Annotated in this window: 16 protein-coding genes and 1 tRNA gene; 12 read left to right on the forward strand and 5 right to left on the reverse strand. The window is 44.9% G+C overall.

The window, feature by feature from the left end; all coding sequences use genetic code 11:
• Positions 1–43 precede the first annotated feature (43 nt).
• The 4 genes from fusA (at position 44) to NIES1031_RS14910 (ending at position 4,630) form a co-directional block, all read left to right on the forward strand.
• Entirely contained in the window at positions 44–2,119 is a 2,076-nt protein-coding gene (gene fusA, locus NIES1031_RS14895) for an elongation factor G (protein WP_073550325.1), read from the forward strand.
• A gap of 22 nt (positions 2,120–2,141) precedes the next feature.
• Positions 2,142–3,371 carry an elongation factor Tu gene (tuf, locus tag NIES1031_RS14900; RefSeq protein WP_073550326.1) on the forward strand — a complete coding sequence of 410 codons (1,230 nt, stop codon included), beginning with the start codon at positions 2,142–2,144 and terminating at the stop codon, positions 3,369–3,371.
• Between the two features lie 150 nt (positions 3,372–3,521).
• A complete protein-coding gene (gene rpsJ, locus NIES1031_RS14905; RefSeq protein WP_015190074.1) occupies positions 3,522–3,839 on the forward strand; it encodes a 30S ribosomal protein S10 in 318 nt (105 codons plus the stop codon).
• A gap of 149 nt (positions 3,840–3,988) precedes the next feature.
• Complete coding sequence (locus tag NIES1031_RS14910) at positions 3,989–4,630, forward strand: LON peptidase substrate-binding domain-containing protein (RefSeq protein ID WP_015190075.1); 642 nt, start codon at positions 3,989–3,991, stop codon at positions 4,628–4,630.
• Here NIES1031_RS14910 and pheA read toward each other — a convergent pair.
• Positions 4,627–5,490 carry a prephenate dehydratase gene (gene pheA / locus NIES1031_RS14915; RefSeq protein ID WP_073550327.1) on the reverse strand — a complete coding sequence of 288 codons (864 nt, stop codon included), beginning with the start codon at positions 5,488–5,490 and terminating at the stop codon, positions 4,627–4,629. The two genes, NIES1031_RS14910 and pheA, sit on opposite strands and share 4 nt — an antisense overlap.
• A 312-nt stretch (positions 5,491–5,802) precedes the next feature.
• Between pheA and NIES1031_RS14920 the strand changes: the two genes are divergently transcribed.
• Positions 5,803–6,453, forward strand: a complete 651-nt coding sequence (locus NIES1031_RS14920) for a DUF3318 domain-containing protein (protein ID WP_073550328.1) — start codon at positions 5,803–5,805, stop codon at positions 6,451–6,453.
• Positions 6,454–6,459: 6 nt separating this feature from the next.
• On the opposite strand, the gene NIES1031_RS14925 is transcribed toward NIES1031_RS14920, so the two are convergent.
• Complete coding sequence (locus tag NIES1031_RS14925; protein WP_073550329.1) at positions 6,460–7,257, reverse strand: 7-carboxy-7-deazaguanine synthase QueE; 798 nt, start codon at positions 7,255–7,257, stop codon at positions 6,460–6,462.
• A 104-nt stretch (positions 7,258–7,361) separates the two neighbouring features.
• Between NIES1031_RS14925 and yqeK the strand changes: the two genes are divergently transcribed.
• From yqeK to NIES1031_RS14950, 5 genes are all read left to right on the forward strand, one after another.
• Complete coding sequence (gene yqeK, locus NIES1031_RS14930; protein ID WP_073550330.1) at positions 7,362–7,997, forward strand: bis(5'-nucleosyl)-tetraphosphatase (symmetrical) YqeK; 636 nt, start codon at positions 7,362–7,364, stop codon at positions 7,995–7,997.
• 103 nt (positions 7,998–8,100) lie between these two features.
• Positions 8,101–8,544 (forward strand): ribosome silencing factor, encoded by a 444-nt coding sequence (gene rsfS, locus NIES1031_RS14935; RefSeq protein WP_073550331.1) that lies wholly within the window; start codon positions 8,101–8,103, stop codon positions 8,542–8,544.
• Positions 8,545–8,548: 4 nt separating this feature from the next.
• Complete coding sequence (locus NIES1031_RS14940; RefSeq protein WP_073550458.1) at positions 8,549–9,049, forward strand: CGLD27 family protein; 501 nt, start codon at positions 8,549–8,551, stop codon at positions 9,047–9,049.
• Positions 9,050–9,110: 61 nt separating this feature from the next.
• Positions 9,111–10,064, forward strand: a complete 954-nt coding sequence (locus NIES1031_RS14945) for an asparaginase (protein WP_073550332.1) — start codon at positions 9,111–9,113, stop codon at positions 10,062–10,064.
• Between the two features lie 40 nt (positions 10,065–10,104).
• Positions 10,105–10,181 (forward strand) — tRNA-Met (locus NIES1031_RS14950).
• A 56-nt stretch (positions 10,182–10,237) separates the two neighbouring features.
• Here NIES1031_RS14950 and NIES1031_RS14955 read toward each other — a convergent pair.
• Complete coding sequence (locus tag NIES1031_RS14955) at positions 10,238–10,768, reverse strand: SDR family NAD(P)-dependent oxidoreductase (RefSeq protein ID WP_218596828.1); 531 nt, start codon at positions 10,766–10,768, stop codon at positions 10,238–10,240.
• A gap of 335 nt (positions 10,769–11,103) precedes the next feature.
• Here NIES1031_RS14955 and NIES1031_RS14960 point away from each other — a divergent pair, with 335 nt between their 5' ends.
• Positions 11,104–12,546, forward strand: coding sequence for a slr1306 family protein (locus NIES1031_RS14960; protein WP_073550333.1), 1,443 nt, complete (start codon positions 11,104–11,106; stop codon positions 12,544–12,546).
• Positions 12,547–13,184: 638 nt separating this feature from the next.
• Positions 13,185–14,567 (forward strand): DUF697 domain-containing protein, encoded by a 1,383-nt coding sequence (locus NIES1031_RS14965; RefSeq protein WP_073550334.1) that lies wholly within the window; start codon positions 13,185–13,187, stop codon positions 14,565–14,567.
• A 62-nt stretch (positions 14,568–14,629) separates the two neighbouring features.
• Here the strand turns inward: NIES1031_RS14965 and NIES1031_RS14970 are convergent, their stop codons facing one another.
• Together NIES1031_RS14970 and NIES1031_RS14975 are read right to left on the reverse strand one after the other, a co-directional pair.
• Positions 14,630–15,001, reverse strand: a complete 372-nt coding sequence (locus NIES1031_RS14970) for a hypothetical protein (protein WP_073550335.1) — start codon at positions 14,999–15,001, stop codon at positions 14,630–14,632.
• A 14-nt stretch (positions 15,002–15,015) separates the two neighbouring features.
• Positions 15,016–16,728 (reverse strand): ABC1 kinase family protein, encoded by a 1,713-nt coding sequence (locus NIES1031_RS14975; protein WP_073550336.1) that lies wholly within the window; start codon positions 16,726–16,728, stop codon positions 15,016–15,018.
• Positions 16,729–16,993: the final 265 nt, after the last annotated feature.

Here is a 16,993-nt window from a genome sequence, read left to right on the forward strand (position 1 = left end):
TAATATAAAGATACCTGCGGCAACACAATTCAAGGAGGTAACTGTGGCACGTACAGTCCCGCTGGAAAAAGTACGCAATATCGGGATTGCGGCCCACATTGATGCGGGCAAGACAACAACAACAGAGCGAATTCTCTTTTATTCCGGTATTGTTCACAAAATTGGTGAAGTTCACGAAGGAACAGCAGTCACTGACTGGATGGAGCAAGAGCGGGAACGAGGAATTACAATTACCGCTGCTGCGATTACGACAAGTTGGAAAGATCACCAAATCAATATCATTGATACGCCTGGGCACGTAGACTTCACAATCGAAGTTGAGCGTTCAATGCGAGTACTAGACGGTGTAATTGCCGTGTTCTGCTCGGTTGGTGGCGTGCAACCGCAGTCAGAAACTGTGTGGAGACAGGCAGATCGGTACAAAGTTCCGAGAATTGCCTTTATCAACAAAATGGATCGAACTGGGGCAAACTTCTACAAAGTTTACGACCAAATCCGCGATCGCTTACGTGCCAACGCAGTACCAGTACAACTACCAATCGGTAGCGAAGACACGCTCAGAGGCATTGTAGACCTTGTGCGCATGCGTGCCTTTATTTACACAAACGATAAAGGAACAGATATTCAAGAAGCTGATATCCCTGCCGAAATGCAGGAAGCAGCAGCAGAGTATCGGACAAAACTCATAGAAGCCGTCGCCGAAACCGACGAGGAACTGATCGAAAAGTACCTCGAAGGCGAAGAACTGACTGAAGCAGAAATTCGTAAAGGTTTACGTCAAGGAACAATAGCAGGAACAATTGTGCCTGTGCTGTGTGGTTCGGCTTTTAAAAATAAAGGCGTGCAACTACTGCTCGACGCAGTTGTCGATTATCTTCCAGCACCGATTGACGTACCAGCGATTCAAGGTACGCTACCATCCGGTGATACAGTTGAACGTCAAGCGAGTGATGAAGAACCCTTCTCTGCTTTGGCTTTCAAAATCATGGCAGATCCTTATGGGCGTCTGACCTTTATCCGCGTCTACTCTGGAGTTCTCAAGAAGGGTAGCTATGTCATGAACTCCACTAAGGGTAAGAAAGAGCGAGTATCGCGCTTAGTAGTCTTAAAAGCTGATGAGCGAACCGACGTAGACGAACTCCGCGCTGGCGATTTGGGAGCAGCGCTAGGACTCAAAGACACCTTTACAGGTGATACACTTTGCGATGAGAATGCTCCAGTTATACTAGAGTCTCTGTATATTCCAGAGCCAGTGATCTCGGTAGCGGTCGAACCAAAAACCAAGCAAGACATGGATAAGCTGTCGAAAGCACTGCAATCCCTATCTGAAGAAGATCCGACCTTCCGTGTCAGTGTTGATCCCGAAACGAATCAAACCGTCATTTCAGGAATGGGAGAATTGCACCTAGAAATCCTCGTAGACCGCATGTTACGGGAATTTAAGGTAGAAGCTAACGTAGGTGCACCACAAGTTGCTTACCGTGAAACTGTGCGTAAACCTGTGAAAGCGGAAGGCAAGTTCATTCGTCAAAGTGGTGGTAAAGGTCAATACGGACACGTCGTTGTTGAGCTATCACCAGGCGAACCTGGAACAGGCTTTGAGTTTGTCTCTAAAATTGTGGGCGGTGCAGTACCTAAAGAGTACATCTCCCCCGTCGAACAAGGGATGAAAGAAACCTGTGAATCAGGTGTTTTGGCTGGATATCCAGTTATTGATGTCAAAGCAACTTTGGTTGATGGTTCTTACCACGAAGTTGACTCCTCGGAAATGGCGTTTAAGATCGCTGGTTCAATGGCGATGAAAGAAGCTGTAATGAAAGCTTCACCAGTGCTATTAGAACCTATGATGAAAGTAGAGGTAGAAGTACCCGAAAACTTCCTAGGGGATGTTATGGGCGACCTCAACTCCCGTCGCGGTCAAATCGAAGGCATGGGATCTGATCAAGGCATCGCAAAAGTTACTGCTAAAGTTCCATTGGCAGAAATGTTCGGCTATGCTACAGATATCCGCTCGAAGACCCAAGGTCGGGGTATCTTCACGATGGAGTTTAGTAACTACGAGGAAGTACCTCGCAACGTGGCTGAAGCAATTATCGCTAAAAGTAAAGGGAACGCATAATTAAGAAAGGAACCGATCATTCATGGCACGCGCAAAGTTTGAAAGAACTAAACCCCACGTTAACATCGGTACGATTGGTCACGTTGACCACGGCAAAACCACGCTAACCGCAGCAATCACTATGACCCTGGCGGCTCTGGGTCAAGCGAAAGCTCGCAAATATGATGATATTGATGCTGCTCCTGAAGAAAAGGCTCGCGGTATCACCATCAACACAGCGCACGTGGAGTATGAGACAGAAAAGCGGCACTATGCTCACGTAGACTGCCCAGGACACGCGGACTATGTGAAAAATATGATCACGGGTGCAGCACAAATGGACGGGGCAATCCTCGTTGTGTCTGCGGCTGATGGTCCGATGCCTCAAACTCGCGAACACATTTTGTTAGCAAAACAAGTAGGGGTTCCGAATATCGTTGTCTTCTTAAACAAGAAAGACATGGTAGATGATGAAGAACTTCTAGAACTTGTAGAACTAGAAGTACGCGAGCTTCTTAGCTCATACGACTTCCCTGGCGATGATATCCCCATCGTTGCAGGCAGCGCCTTGTTAGCACTCGAAGCAATGACAGGGAATCCCTCTACACAAAGAGGTGATAACGAATGGGTTGATAAAATCTATGAGTTAATGGATGCAGTCGATGCTTACATTCCAACACCAGAGCGCGATATAGACAAACCCTTCTTGATGGCAGTAGAAGACGTATTCTCGATTTCTGGTCGTGGTACGGTAGCCACAGGTAGAATCGAGCGCGGCAAGATCAAGGTAGGCGAAACCGTGGAGTTAGTGGGTATCAAGAATACTCGTAGCACTACAGTTACTGGTGTAGAAATGTTCCAGAAAACCTTAGATGAAGGTATGGCTGGAGATAACGTGGGAGTACTGCTTCGCGGTTTAAAGAAAGAAGACATCGAGCGAGGAATGGTACTAGCTAAGCCTGGTAGCATCACTCCTCACACCGAATTCGAGTCCGAAGTTTACGTACTGACAGACAAAGAGGGTGGTCGGAAGACACCATTCTTCGCAGGTTATCGTCCTCAGTTCTATGTACGGACAACGGATGTAACTGGCACAATCAAAGCTTTCACTTCTGATGATGGTAGCGAAGCTGAAATGGTGATGCCAGGCGATCGCGTTAAAATGACTGTAGAACTAATCAGCCCGATCGCAATTGAGCAAGGAATGCGCTTTGCAATTCGCGAAGGCGGTCGTACCATTGGTGCAGGTGTTGTTTCTAAAATTGTGAAGTAACACCTTTGTGAACAAATTGAGAGCAGAAAGGCAACGCTCATGCGGTAAAATGCTTTTCTGCTCTTTTAATGTCAAGAGTGCTTCTCAAGTGAGCTATAGACAAGCAAAAAATTACTGAATAATTAAAACTGAACCAGGAAAACTAAAGAAATGGCAACTCTTCAACAGCAAAAAATTCGGATTCGGTTGCAGGCTTTTGATCGCCGCCTACTCGATACTTCGTGTGAAAAGATTGTAGATACGGCAAATCGAACCAACGCTACAGCAATTGGTCCAATTCCCTTACCTACTAAAAAGAAAATTTATTGCGTACTGCGTTCTCCCCATGTCGATAAAGACTCACGCGAACACTTCGAGACACGGACTCATCGCCGCATCATTGATATCTATCAACCTTCTTCTAAAACTATCGATGCCTTGATGAAACTTGATTTACCATCCGGTGTCGATATTGAAGTGAAACTCTAATCTTCAGGATTGGTAATGGGTCATTGGTTATGGGGAATTTACATTACCAATTACCCATTACCTATTACCTTCTATGATTTGGTAATTTTGCTTAACAAATAGGTTAAAGTAAGTATATATTGCGCAGTTACCGTTTTTACTGAGCGAACATGGCATCCTCTTCCAAAATTGCGGTTCGAGAACTGTCCCTGTTTCCTTTACCTGAAGTAGTTCTCTTCCCCGGTAGACCTCTACCCCTACATATCTTTGAATTTCGCTACCGGATCATGATGAACACGATTCTAGAGAGCGATCGCCGATTTGGCGTCCTGTTGTGGGATCCAGTGCAAAATCAACCTGCGACAGTAGGCTGTTGTGCCGAAGTGATTCAGTATCAGCGGCTACCAGACGACCGCATGAATATTCTAACGCTAGGACAGCAGCGCTTTCGCGTTTTAGAATACGTTCGAGAAAAGCCTTACAAAGTCGGTTTAGTCGAGTGGATTGAAGATAACCCGCCCCAAAAAGACCTCAAGCCGTTAGCAAAAGAGGTAGAACAACTACTTCATGATGTCGTGCGTCTCTCGGCGAAGCTAACAGAACAGAATATTGAACTTCCAAAAGATATTCCTGATTTACCGACAGAACTGTCTTATTGGGTCGCGAGTAATCTTTATGGCGTTGCCGCAGAGCAGCAGAACTTACTCGAAATGCAAGACACTGCGGCGCGCTTAGAACGTGAAGCAGAGATTTTAACCTCCACTCGCAATCATTTAGCAGCGCGTACCGTACTGAAAGATACTTTTAACTAAGAATCACTTTTTACCTCCACCACGTTGTAGCTACCGAAGAGTTTGAGAATTTCTGTAAAGGTAGACAGTTCGGCGATTGCAGATTGTACTAGCGGTGAATTGGCATCGGCTTCTAAATCGAGGAAGAAAAGATATTCACCAAGCGATCGCTTCGTCGGGCGCGACTCAATGCGACTGAGATTAATACTGCGCTCTGCAAAAATTTGCAGAGGTTTAACTAAGGCTCCAGGAGTATTAGCAGGCAAACTAAACGCCACAGACGTGTGGGTGTATTTTACAGCAGACATTTGACGACTTACAGAACGCTGACCTACTACCCAAAACCGCGTACAGTTATCGGGATAGTCGTTAATGGCACGCGCCAGAATCGGTAAATTGTAAATTCGGGCTGCACGCAACGAAGATATCGCACCAGCACTGCTTTCTTGTTCGAGATGTTGCAGCGCTTCAGTTGTAGAATTTGCTGGAATTAGCTCAACAGTGGGCAAAAACTGCTCTAGCCATCCTTGACACTGTGCTAGTGCTTGCGGGTGCGAGTATACCGTATTGATAGCTTCTAAACTTGGCGCGTGTGAAAGTAAAGCATGAGTAATTGGTAAAACTAATGCAAGTTGAATTTGTAATTGATCTAGCTGCCAAAGCGTATCTAGGGTAATAGTGACACTACCTTCAATTGAATTCTCAACAGGCACAACGGCAACATCTGCTTTCCCTCGCGCCACAGCTTTTAAAGTTTGAGCAATACTCGGATAAGGACATAGCGTAATTTGTTCTTCGTACTTGAGCCGATTGAGATAAGCTAAAGCTGCTTGTTCTGCATAAGTGCCAGTAGGTCCTAAATGTGCAATCAACATTGCCATGCGTTTTTTTGCCTGTTCAACTTCTACTCATATCTTGCACTGATGTGGCATTATTTTCGTTCATAAAGAGTTTGGCGAATGAACTCGCGCTGCTAGATAAACGAAATCTACCTCTGTAAACTATAAACTATGAGTAAGAAACGTCTTACGCCCTCAAGACTCTTATCTTAGTGTGCTGCTTTGCACACTTTTTTTGAGTAGGGCAACTACGATCTGCCATCATATTGATTATCTTGCTACCATAAAAGGACACGATATACTTCGATATGAGAGATAGTAGCTTTACCTGTAATTTGCAATAACACCGAGTCTATGACATCCTACGCAACAACCTCTGCTAAAGCAGAAATGAGCGAACTGCGCCGCCTAAGAAACTTACTTCCACCCGAATTACAAAGCTGGGTAAGTGTAGAAGGAACAACCGAAGTCAATCCTCCACTCATTACGACAGAAGAGGTTGGCAGAGATCAAGTAGAAGTTCTCATCGATTTAGTTAAATGGGATCAACTAGCAATTGATCAGCGCAATCTGTTGTTTTGGCACGAAGTTGCCCGAATTCAGAACGATACCATTCCTAAAGATGGATGGGAAATGGCAGCCTTGGCGATCGGGTTAGGTGGTGCAGTAGGTGAACTGTGGGTGCAAGACGGATTGTTGCTACTACTAGCGCTTGGACTGTGTGGCGTATCTGGCTATAGGCTATACGTAAAAAATAACGGACAAAAGCAACTACAAGAAGCAATCGAAGCCGATGAAAAAGCGATCGCGCTTGCGACTCGTTTCAACTATACTCTCCCTAATGCCTACAAGAGCCTTGGCAGTGCGCTGAAAACCTTGATTGAACAATCACCTAGCAAGCGTCAACGGGCCAAATATGAATCAAGACTACAAGCCCTCAAGCGCAGTGCAAATAAAGCGAAAGCTCGAACCAAAGCCTCGCCAGGCGTAGTTTATGGCGATTGAATATATTTATAGCTGATTGAGCAGTTTGTGCGTTTGTGGAACAACGCGTACGTGCTTGAGTGATCGCTTCATTTCGGCTTGCCAAGTCAAAACTTGGGCGGGTGTTGGGGCAGAAAAATTTATTTTGCTATGTCGTTGCACTGATTCCAATGGCGTTACGGGCTGGAGGAATAAGACAATTTCGGGGTTAACATCGGCGACTAACTCCGCAGCTTGGTGCAGTTCTGTGCTGTCCGTTTCAGCGGAAACAATGACTTTAACAAACACTTCCACGCCCGACTTGTAGCAACGCTGCAAAAACGTTGCGTGTTCTTGCCAATAGCTTTCGCCACTGACGCTAGGTAACTTCAAATCCATTCCTACCGAGTTGAGATGTGGTAACACTAATGCTAAACGTTGCGGGTGATGTCCGCCGGTTTCTAAGTAAATTGGTAATCCTGTACGTTTTTGTACTTGAGGAAGAAATTGTAATAAAAAGGCACTATGCAGCAAAGGTTCACCACCAGTCAGGCTAATACTGTCGTGTAAACCAGGTACATTAAGTTGCTGCACCCACTTTAAAAGCAAATCGAGCGAAACTGGGTTATCGTAGGTTTCAAAATCGCGCAACCCTGGTGATCGCTCAACGCGATATGTACGCGGTACACTCCAAGTATGTGCACTATCACAAAAGTGACAGCGTAAGTCACACAAGGCAAAGCGAATAAAAATTTGCCGCGTTCCGACATTGAGTCCTTCTCCTTGAATCGCAGAAAAAACCTCAACGAGTCGTGCAGTCGTAGTTTCAGTAGTAGTTACAGACATTGGGCTAAGCAATTGAAATGAGCCATCAGCAGTTTTGTTAGTTTTAATTTATTTCTAACATTTCGTTACAATTAAATGGTGGTATAACCTTCAGTCGTCTTACTGTGCTTTCCGACCAAACTCTAGAGTCACATACTACTAGTGAACGCGATCGCATTCTCGCTTGGCTAGCAGACAACGTACCGCAATCGCGTATCCAACATATTCTCAGAGTAGAACAGATGGCGATCTCATTAGCACGCCATCATCGAGTTGATGTTGAAAAAGCCGCGAAAGCTGCGTTAATGCACGACTTAGCGAAATATTTTAAGCCGCAAAAACTCTTGACGATGGCACACGCAGCAGGGTTAGAGATCGATCCTGTCAGTAAGGCGAATCCTCACTTATTGCACGCGGATGTCGGAGCGCTAATTGCTAGAGATACTTTTAGTGTAAACGATGAAGATGTATGCTCAGCAATTGCTAACCATACTTTAGGTCAACCAGGCATGAATGCGCTTAGCTGCATCGTCTTTTTGGCAGACAGTCTAGAACCAGGGCGCGGCGAAACTCCAGAATTAGAAGAATTGCGCAAGGCAAGTTACCGCAATCTCGAACAAGCAGTTTGGCTAACGTGTGACTACTCATTACGGTTATTAATCGAAACGCATCGCCTAATTCATCCTCGGACAGTTGCGACACGTAACTGGTTTTTGCAAAAAGTAAAAAATTCGCAGCAAGCTACGGATAAAACTGCATGAACTATGGTTTTTTGTTAGTATGCAAGAAAAACCGCAGCAATACCTGTGTCTAGTTATATTTTAAAAAGGTTTAATAAAAATTAATAACTTCTTATGAGGTGTAATGACTGAATATTCGCCAGTAAATTCACAATCGCAGTCTATATCCACGGCAACAAGTGCAGTTAAATCAGCACAAGCAGAGACCGACATTAGTAAAGATTTAGCCCTCACTGCCGCTCAAGCAGCTTCAGATCGTAAAGCAGGCGACATTGTTGTGTTACGAGTTGCGGACGTATCCTACATGGCAGACTATTTTGTCATCGCAACAGGGTACTCGCACGTTCAAGTCCGCGCGATCGCACAAGCAATTGCAGATCAAGTTGAACAAGAGTGGCAACGGCAACCACTACGTACCGAAGGAAAAGTAGATGCGAGTTGGATGTTACAAGACTACGGCGATGTCATAGTTCATGTCATGATGCCAAAAGAGCGCGAGTTTTATAATTTAGAAGCGTTTTGGGGTCATGCAGAACAAATTGAATTTACTACCGCCGATGGGGCATAGCACCATGATGGAGTTTTCAGTGTCGGATTGTCCAGTCCCTGTTGAACAACAGCCACTCAACGAATACGAAGCACTAAAAGCATCAAACTACTTTAGTACTTGTAACTTAGAATGGCGCAAGTATATTACTAAGCTGGCTTGGGTGTGGGGGGTATCCTGGGTGATTGCAGGACCTGTAGCTGCGGCAAGTTTTTCTCCGCAAAAGCATATTTTACAATTTGTGCTTTGTGGTGCAGGATTAGCAACTATCGGCGTAATATTTACAGTAGTACGTTGGTACTTGGGGTGGTCTTATGTTAGCGATCGCCTAGCAAGTCCGACAATTTTTTATGAAGAGTCCGGTTGGTACGACGGACAAACATGGACAAAACCGCAAGAAGTCCTCACGCGCGATCGCTTGATCGTCAGTTACGAAATTAAACCGATTATCCAACGGCTACAACAAACTTTAGGGGTTATTTGCTTACTCTTACTATCAGGTGAGTTAATTTGGTATTTTCTGTAATTTACGTACTTTTCCAATCTAAAATCAACTCTGACGTCCCGCTAAATGATAGAGTTTACCCATGACAAGGGGAAAACGAACTCAAGCCGCAGAACTCGAAGTGAGGTTATTGCGCGAAGGTATTATCGAATCTAGACATGTAGTCCAGGCTGTTGTATGTGACGACCGAGGACGCATTTTGTCTGTTGCTGGAAACGCTGAAACTGCAACATTTATCCGTTCTGCACTCAAGCCATTTCAAGCATTAGGTGTCACCACTACAGGGACACTCGAACGTTACAACTTAACAGATCGCGATTTAGCAATCATTTGTAGTTCGCACAAAGGCACAATTGAGCAAGTGCGTCAAGTATTTAATATTCTATGGCGTGCAGATATTGATCCTTCAGTTTTACAGTGTCCAATTCCTGAAGGCAAACGCAGTTCATTGCAGTACAACTGTTCGGGAAAACACGCCGGAATGCTAGCGGTTTGCCAACAGCGGCGTTGGTCGTTGAATAATTATTTACAGCGCAACCACCCTGTACAGCAACTGATTTTTGGTAAAATTGCCGAACTGCTGCGGATGCCAGCAGAAGAATTTATTTGCGCGCATGATGATTGTGGCGCGCCAACTTATTTAATGCAAATGGGACAAATTGCGTCGTTGTACGCGCAGCTTGCCTCTGGCAATAATTTGGATATGGAACGCATTGTACGCGCCATGACACACCACCCAACGATGGTTGCTGGAGATGGTGAATTTGATACCGAATTGATGCGCTTAACGCAAGGCGAATTAGTAAGCAAAGCTGGTGCAGAAGGCATTCAGTGTATTGGTCGAGTTGGCGAAGGTATGGGGTTAGCCATTAAAGTCATGGATGGAGCAAAGCGGGCTAAATACGCAGTGGCAATCTATCTATTGCAGCAAATGGGTTGGATAAGTCCGAGTGTTGCCGAAACGCTTGCTGAATCATTTATGACAATAGGGAAATATAAGCGCCTCGAAGTCATCGGCGAATTGTCCATGTTGTAGTTGCTAAAATTCTGATAATAGGTTATATTGGATAAGTTGACGCGGGATAGAGCAGCCTGGTAGCTCGTCGGGCTCATAACCCGAAGGTCAGTGGTTCAAATCCACTTCCCGCCACCAAATCAAAAAGTAAACCTCGTAATCTTTGATGATTGCGAGGTTTTATTTGAGCTAAATTAGTGCATATAAGATGCTCCATTAATATCAATCGTTGTCCCAGTCATGTGAGGGGCTGACCCAGAAGATAGAAAAGTAATAACATGAGCGACGTCTTGCGGTGGAGCGATGTTACCCAAGGGAATATCACACGTAGCAGCCACTTCGCCGGACTCTTGAATAAACACCTCTGCCATCTCAGTTTTGACAAAACCAGGCGCAACCGCAAAAGCAAGAATATTATCAGCGGCAAATCCCCGTGCGATACTGCGCGTCAAAGCAATAACGCCACCTTTTGAGGCAGCGTAGTGGATATAATCTGGAGCGTCACCGCGAAAGGCTGCACGACTCGCAACATTGATAATAATTCCACCAGCGCGATCGCGAAAGTGTCTGATCGCGTCGCGGCATAAATCAGCAACCGCAATTAAGTTAACTTGTAAAGTTGTTTGCCATACGCTACTCCAAAGATGGAGATCGTCATCAATCCCAGCCGATTGAATAATTCCCGCAGTGTTTACTGATACGTCGATTTGCCCGCGCCAAGTGATCGCTTGAGGTCATAAAGTTTGACTTGCATTGGGAACAGCAAGATCGGCTTGTACTAAGTAACAGCGATCGTCAGCAATTTCTTGAACAAGCGCTTGGGCAGAGACACGCGCGACTGTAATGTAGAATTACATAGGCGCCAGCTTGCACAAGTGTCAATACCGTTGCTGCACCAATTCCGCGCGCTCCTCCTCATGTCACTAAAATCACTTTGTCTTGTAGAGCGATCATTAATCCTCCTCAGCATTAATCCTCCTCAGAGTACTAATTGCTCATCGCTTTCATAAAATTTTGTTCTATGCTGGAAGAGAAGCATCCGAGTTATTCGCATTTAATCATGGCTGTTCAGTTGCGGCGACCAATTTTAGTGGGTGGAGTAGGCTTATCCTTCTGTTTGTGGATATTACAAAGCTGGCACCACTCTATTGTGCAACTAGGTGAGTATGGCATTCTAGGCGCGCTCACAGTTGGTGGAACTTTGTGGTTATTCCAGCAAAAAACGCCAAAACGACAAATGGTAGATAACTCACCTGTCACGCGAGAAACTGTAGAAAAAGCGATCGCGCAAGCAGCAAGTGCGATCGAGTGCTTGGCAGTTGAAGCCGAAGAACCCGCACAACTGCGCCAACAACTCATTCAACTTAATAAAGAGTTTGAACGCCAGGAATTACGCGTAGCCGTTATTGGTAGTAAAGCCGTCGGCAAAACAAAAATCATTCAAGCGTTGCAACGATCATTTGGGCAGCAATTAACTTTTCAGGAAACCCCTGCATTATTTACAAGCACCGATCACGATCACCAAGCAGAAACTACTGCACTCGCACAAGCAAATGCCACTGATTTAGTGTTATTTGTAACAAATGGCGACCTTACAGAAACAGAATTCCAAGCTTTACAGCAGTTGATCGCTGGCAATCGACAACGCACTTTACTTGTGTTTAATAAGCAAGATCAACACATCGCTGAAGAACGTGCTGTAGTATTACACGCCTTACAACAGCGAATGCAACCGTTACTCAAACCCGAAGATACCGTCGCGATCGCAGCATCTCCGAGTGAAATTAAAGTACGCCAACACGCGGCAGATGGTACGATTCAAGAATGGCGAGAACAACCCGCACCCGCAATTGAACAACTGAGCGATCGCCTAGCAACAATTGCGACGCAAGAAAGACAACAACTCATTTGGGCAACGACACAACGTCAGGCGTTAGCACTAAAAGCTGAGGCGAAAACATTACTCAATCGTGTCAGACGCGATCGCGCAATTCCAATTATCGAACAGTACCAATGGATTGCAGCAGCAGCGGCGTTTGCGAATCCAGTTCCTGCGCTCGATCTCCTCGCAACCGCCGCAATTAATGCCCAGCTAGTCACCGAATTAGGTGCGATCTATCAGCAGAAATTCTCGCTGCAACAAGCCCAAACTGTCGCTGGCACAATGGGAAGTTTGATGGTGAAGTTAGGCTTAGTCGAACTTTCGACAAAAGCTGTGAGTACAGTGTTAAAAAGTAATGCAGTAACCTTTGTTGCAGGTGGGGCAGTACAAGGAGTGAGTGCCGCGTATCTCACTCGTTTAGCAGGTTTAAGTTTAGTTGAGTACTTTCAATCGCAGGAAGTTACAATTGACTCTGAGAAACTCAATTTAGACAAGTTGAGCCAAACTTTACAAAAGGTATTTCAGCAAAATCAGCAGGTGACTTTCCTGCAAAACTTTGTCAAGCAAGGCGTAGAGCGTTTGTTACAAAAACCACCTCAACCACAACTTGCTGAATCATAGTTTAGTAGCATTGCTGAATCAATGTATGAATCGTTAAGCTGCACTCGGCTCAGCCCTCTAAATCTCTCATATATGGCTATAATGTATACATAAATCTGATAGGCTTTTTAGCCCCCTCAATTCCCCATTCTTGCGGGACTTTAACAGCTTGGTTTCCCCAGAACTGGAGAAGCTGTGTCGTGCGGAGGTGTCTTCCGTGGAGTGCAAGTGGTGTACAACTGGCGTGGGCTAGAGAGCGGTTTGCCAGAGACTTGACTGAATTAGCTCACTTGTGTACACGGTGGCCATATACGGGGAAACTTGAAAGCTGTGGTTTTCCCTCGCCCGTTCTTAGTTTCTCCCAATTGTAGGGGAGAAGATCGGGAAAAATGTTTATTTGCGGAACTAGCTGCAAATCATACTCCTCGTTACGTCCTCAAATCTTGCAGAAATTCAACATGAGGTTTTGGCTCATTTTGGAATGGATACGACAATGTCTTCTTGCCTAATGCAGAGATTGACTAATTTAAAAAATCTGCGGTTAATTTAACCTAGCATCGATCAAAATAGTTAAAGCAATATCAAAACATCGCTTACGATAGAAACAGCACAACGATGTCATTCTCGTTAAGAATCAATTTGTAGGTTTCATTCTTATAGTGCGTACTAGTCAACAAGAGTCCCATTTAAACCGTGCTAAAGCAAGCTTGCGGCAAGCATTGTCGTGGTATTCGCATCTGCGCAAGTCGGGGGGGGGATATGCCATCCGGCACGCTTCGCGATCGCGCTTCAGTCAAGATCTTCCAGGATTGGTTAAACCAGAAATTGACATTCTCAACGCAGCACTCAACAAACTTGATTCAAATGTAGTTCGGATCGCGACGTTTGGTTTAGTGAGTCGCGGTAAGTCAGCGGTGTTAAACGCATTAATGGGAGAAAAAATTCTCCAAACTGGACCATTACATGGTGTCACGCAATATCCGCGATCGGTGCGGTGGACTCCAAGCGAAAAAGGTAAAATCCAAGTAGAGTTAATTGATACACCTGGCTTAGACGAAATTGAAGGACAAATACGCGCACAAATGGCGCAGGATGTCGCGCGTCAAGCTGATTTGATTTTGTTTGTCGTTGCGGGAGATATTACGCGGACAGAATATCAAGCGCTATGCGAGTTGCGGCGAGCACAAAAACCATTAATATTAGTCTTCAATAAGATTGACTTGTATCCTGAGACGGATCGCGAGGCGATTTACAACAATTTGCGGCAACTCGCTGTAACGCAGGGAGATGAAGTGGTATCTCCTGATGAAATTGTCATGGTAGCAGCAGAACCCGCGCCGCTGGAAGTGCGTGTCGAGTGGGCTGATGACAATGTAACATACGAACTAGAGACGCCAGCACCACAGATTACAGAACTTCAGCAGGCAATTTTAAGAATTCTTAATCGCGAAGGGCGATCGCTGTTGGCTTTAAATGCGTTGGTACAAGCCCGCGAAGCAACAGCGACAATTGCACATAAAACTGTAGAATTGCGTCAACAAGAAGCTGAAGATTTAATCTGGCAGTTTACCAAGTACAAAGCGCTAGCAGTCGCCCTTAATCCGATTGCATTTCTAGATGTACTCGGTGGTGTTGTTGCTGACTTGGCTTTGATTCGCTCTTTAGCACGTGTGTATGGTTTACCAATGACAGGCTACGAAGCCACAAAGCTGTTGCGAACGATTTCGTTAAGTTCTGGCGGTTTACTTTTGACTGAACTGGGAAGTGGGATGTTTTTAGGTTTGGGTAAAAGTACTGCGGCAATTGCTAGCAGTGAAAACCCTGGGAACTTAACTGCCTATTTTGGTGCGGCGATCGCGCAAGGTAGTATTGCTGGTTACGGTTCTTACATCGTCGGACACGCTGCCCAAGTTTACTTAGAACGCGGCTGCACTTGGGGACAACTCGGAACGAGCACCGTTATTGAAGAAATCTTAGCAGAAGTAGATCGCGACACCATACTCTATCGCTTGCGTCAAGAATTAAGTCAACATTTGAATTAAAGTTGTTAACAGCAAGTGATTAGTTTTGAGCTTTGAATTAACTCGCTACACTCGCTCATCAATTAACGCCAACTATCGATATCGATCGCCGCAAAGCCTTCTTTTTCGGCTAGTGTTAACATACTGCCCAACTGTCGCCAAATTAAGATACCGAGAAATAAAGTTAATGGTAGCGCGACTATATAAGCGATTAAGCCTGGAAAGCCGAAGACTTCTAAACCCGCAGCAAGAAAGAAGTACACACCGATAGTGATACCTATAAAGGGGACAACTAACGACACTGTAGGCAATTGCGAACTCATACTGCTAATGCGATCGCTCGACCAGTTTTGCACAATTTGCTTCAAAGTTGCACCAAAAGCTGCGCCTGAAGTCAGTGAGACAAGAAAACCTGCAATCATTAAAAAGTATGGTGGCTCTGGCAAATAGTACATGAAAAACTCCGCGTTTACTGCTGTTTAGGAAAAATAGCGAACGAACTCACGAGTGGTAAAATTGCTGCGGTGCGCTCTTTTGATATCTCAGTTAAAGCATCAAGTGCGACATTTAAGATGCGATTTGGCTTTAGCTCATCTTTGACTAAATTCCAGATGCGTTGCACTTCTGCGGTATGCAGGCGATCGTCTTCGGTTAAAGCTATCAATAATTGCTGGCGCAGGAATTTACCTTCTTCGGATATGAGGTATTGTAAAGCTAACTGTGCAGTTGGTATCAAGTCAAATCTTTTATCAGCTTGGGCGATCGCGATCAAGTTTTCTAGTCGCTCCCACTGAAACTTACCATCTTTGAATAACACATTGAGTAGTCGGCGCCGTAGCTGAGGTGTTTCGCCCGTTAGTAATCGTCGTGCAACGTAAGGATAGGATACCTCAACGATCTTGAAGTTCGGGTTCAGACTCAGCGCGATTCCTTCTTGCGTCACCAAAGAACGAATAATTAAGGCAAACTGTGCGGGAACGCGGAAAGGATAATCATACATCAACTCCGAAAACGAGTCGGTAATCGACTTAAAGTTAAAGTCAGCGACGCTTTGACCAATCGCTTGACCAAGTACGGCTTCTAGCGCTGGAACGATTGGACAAATATTTGTATCTGGAGTCAAAAACCCTAGTTTGACAAAATCAGCGGCTAACTCGTTATAGTCTTTGTTTACCAGATGCACGATCGCATCGACTAAAGTTTCTTTCGTGAGTTCGCTTAGCTGATCCATCATGCCAAAGTCTATGTACGCTATTCGACCATCAGGCATTGCAAACAAATTTCCTGGATGGGGATCGGCATGAAAGAAACCGTGTTCTAATAGCTGCTGCAACCCCGCAGTCACACCAATTTCGATAAGTGTGTCTGTATCTAAACCTGCTTCACGGATGCTTTGTGTGTCGGTTAATTTAAAGCCGTTAATCCATTCGAGCGTTAGAACGCGAGTAGCAGTAAATCGCCAGTAAATTGCGGGAACTTTGACGCGGAGGTCGTTACGAAAATTGGTAGCGAACTTTTCAGCGTTACGCGCTTCGTTGAGATAATCAATTTCTTCAAATAACTTAGTACCGAACTCATCAACGATCATTTTGAGATCGTGACCAAGATTTAGCGGTAGCCACGGTGATATCCATCCAGCCGTCCACCGCATTAAATATAAATCGAGTGTCAATACAGGGCGCAAATTGGGGCGTTGTACCTTAACAGCAACTTCTTCGCCACTGTGCAGACGCGCGCGATACACTTGACCAAGACTTGCTGCGGCGACAGGATGTGGTGAAATCTCACTGTATATGTCTTGAACCGAGCGATTTAACTCTGTTTCAATTGTTCGGAAAGCGATCGCATTATCAAACGGCGGTAGCTGGTCTTGCAGTTTGGTAAGTTCGTCGAGAAAGTTTTTACGAATGAGGTCAGGTCTTGTCGAAAGCGCTTGACCAACTTTGATGAATGTTGGTCCTAGGCGAGTCAGAATTTGTCGTAACTGCGTTGCTCGTTTAAACTTGTTCTGTTCTTCTCGATTCTGCCACTTATCCCAATAAAGACCGAGGATAAATCCAGCAAAACACCAAATAATAGTACAAGCCCGCCAAAGTACTAACCAAGGACGGTAGCGATAGTAACGTGCGATCGCTTCCGGATCGTAACGGCGGTTATTCTGAGCAAGTTGATACTGACCCACGCCTTTATTTGCCTCTTATACTGGTATCACTGACAGCTGCAACTTTTAGTAACACTTGTTACAGTAGTTGCTAGCACAACTTAATTATTCTGTACTTAGAGTAATCAGTTTATAGATAAGGATTTCCGGTAAGCCCATCAGTAATTTATCTTTAAGACCGACCATCAAACTTTATCTTTTCCTTAACTATAGTATATAAAACTACAAATAAATAATAAGAAAAATTACAAATTTCTTTCCTTGGAGAGAGTCCAGTAAGTAGAAG

Source organism: Chroogloeocystis siderophila 5.2 s.c.1, from assembly GCF_001904655.1.
Classification (GTDB): domain Bacteria; phylum Cyanobacteriota; class Cyanobacteriia; order Cyanobacteriales; family Chroococcidiopsidaceae; genus Chroogloeocystis; species Chroogloeocystis siderophila.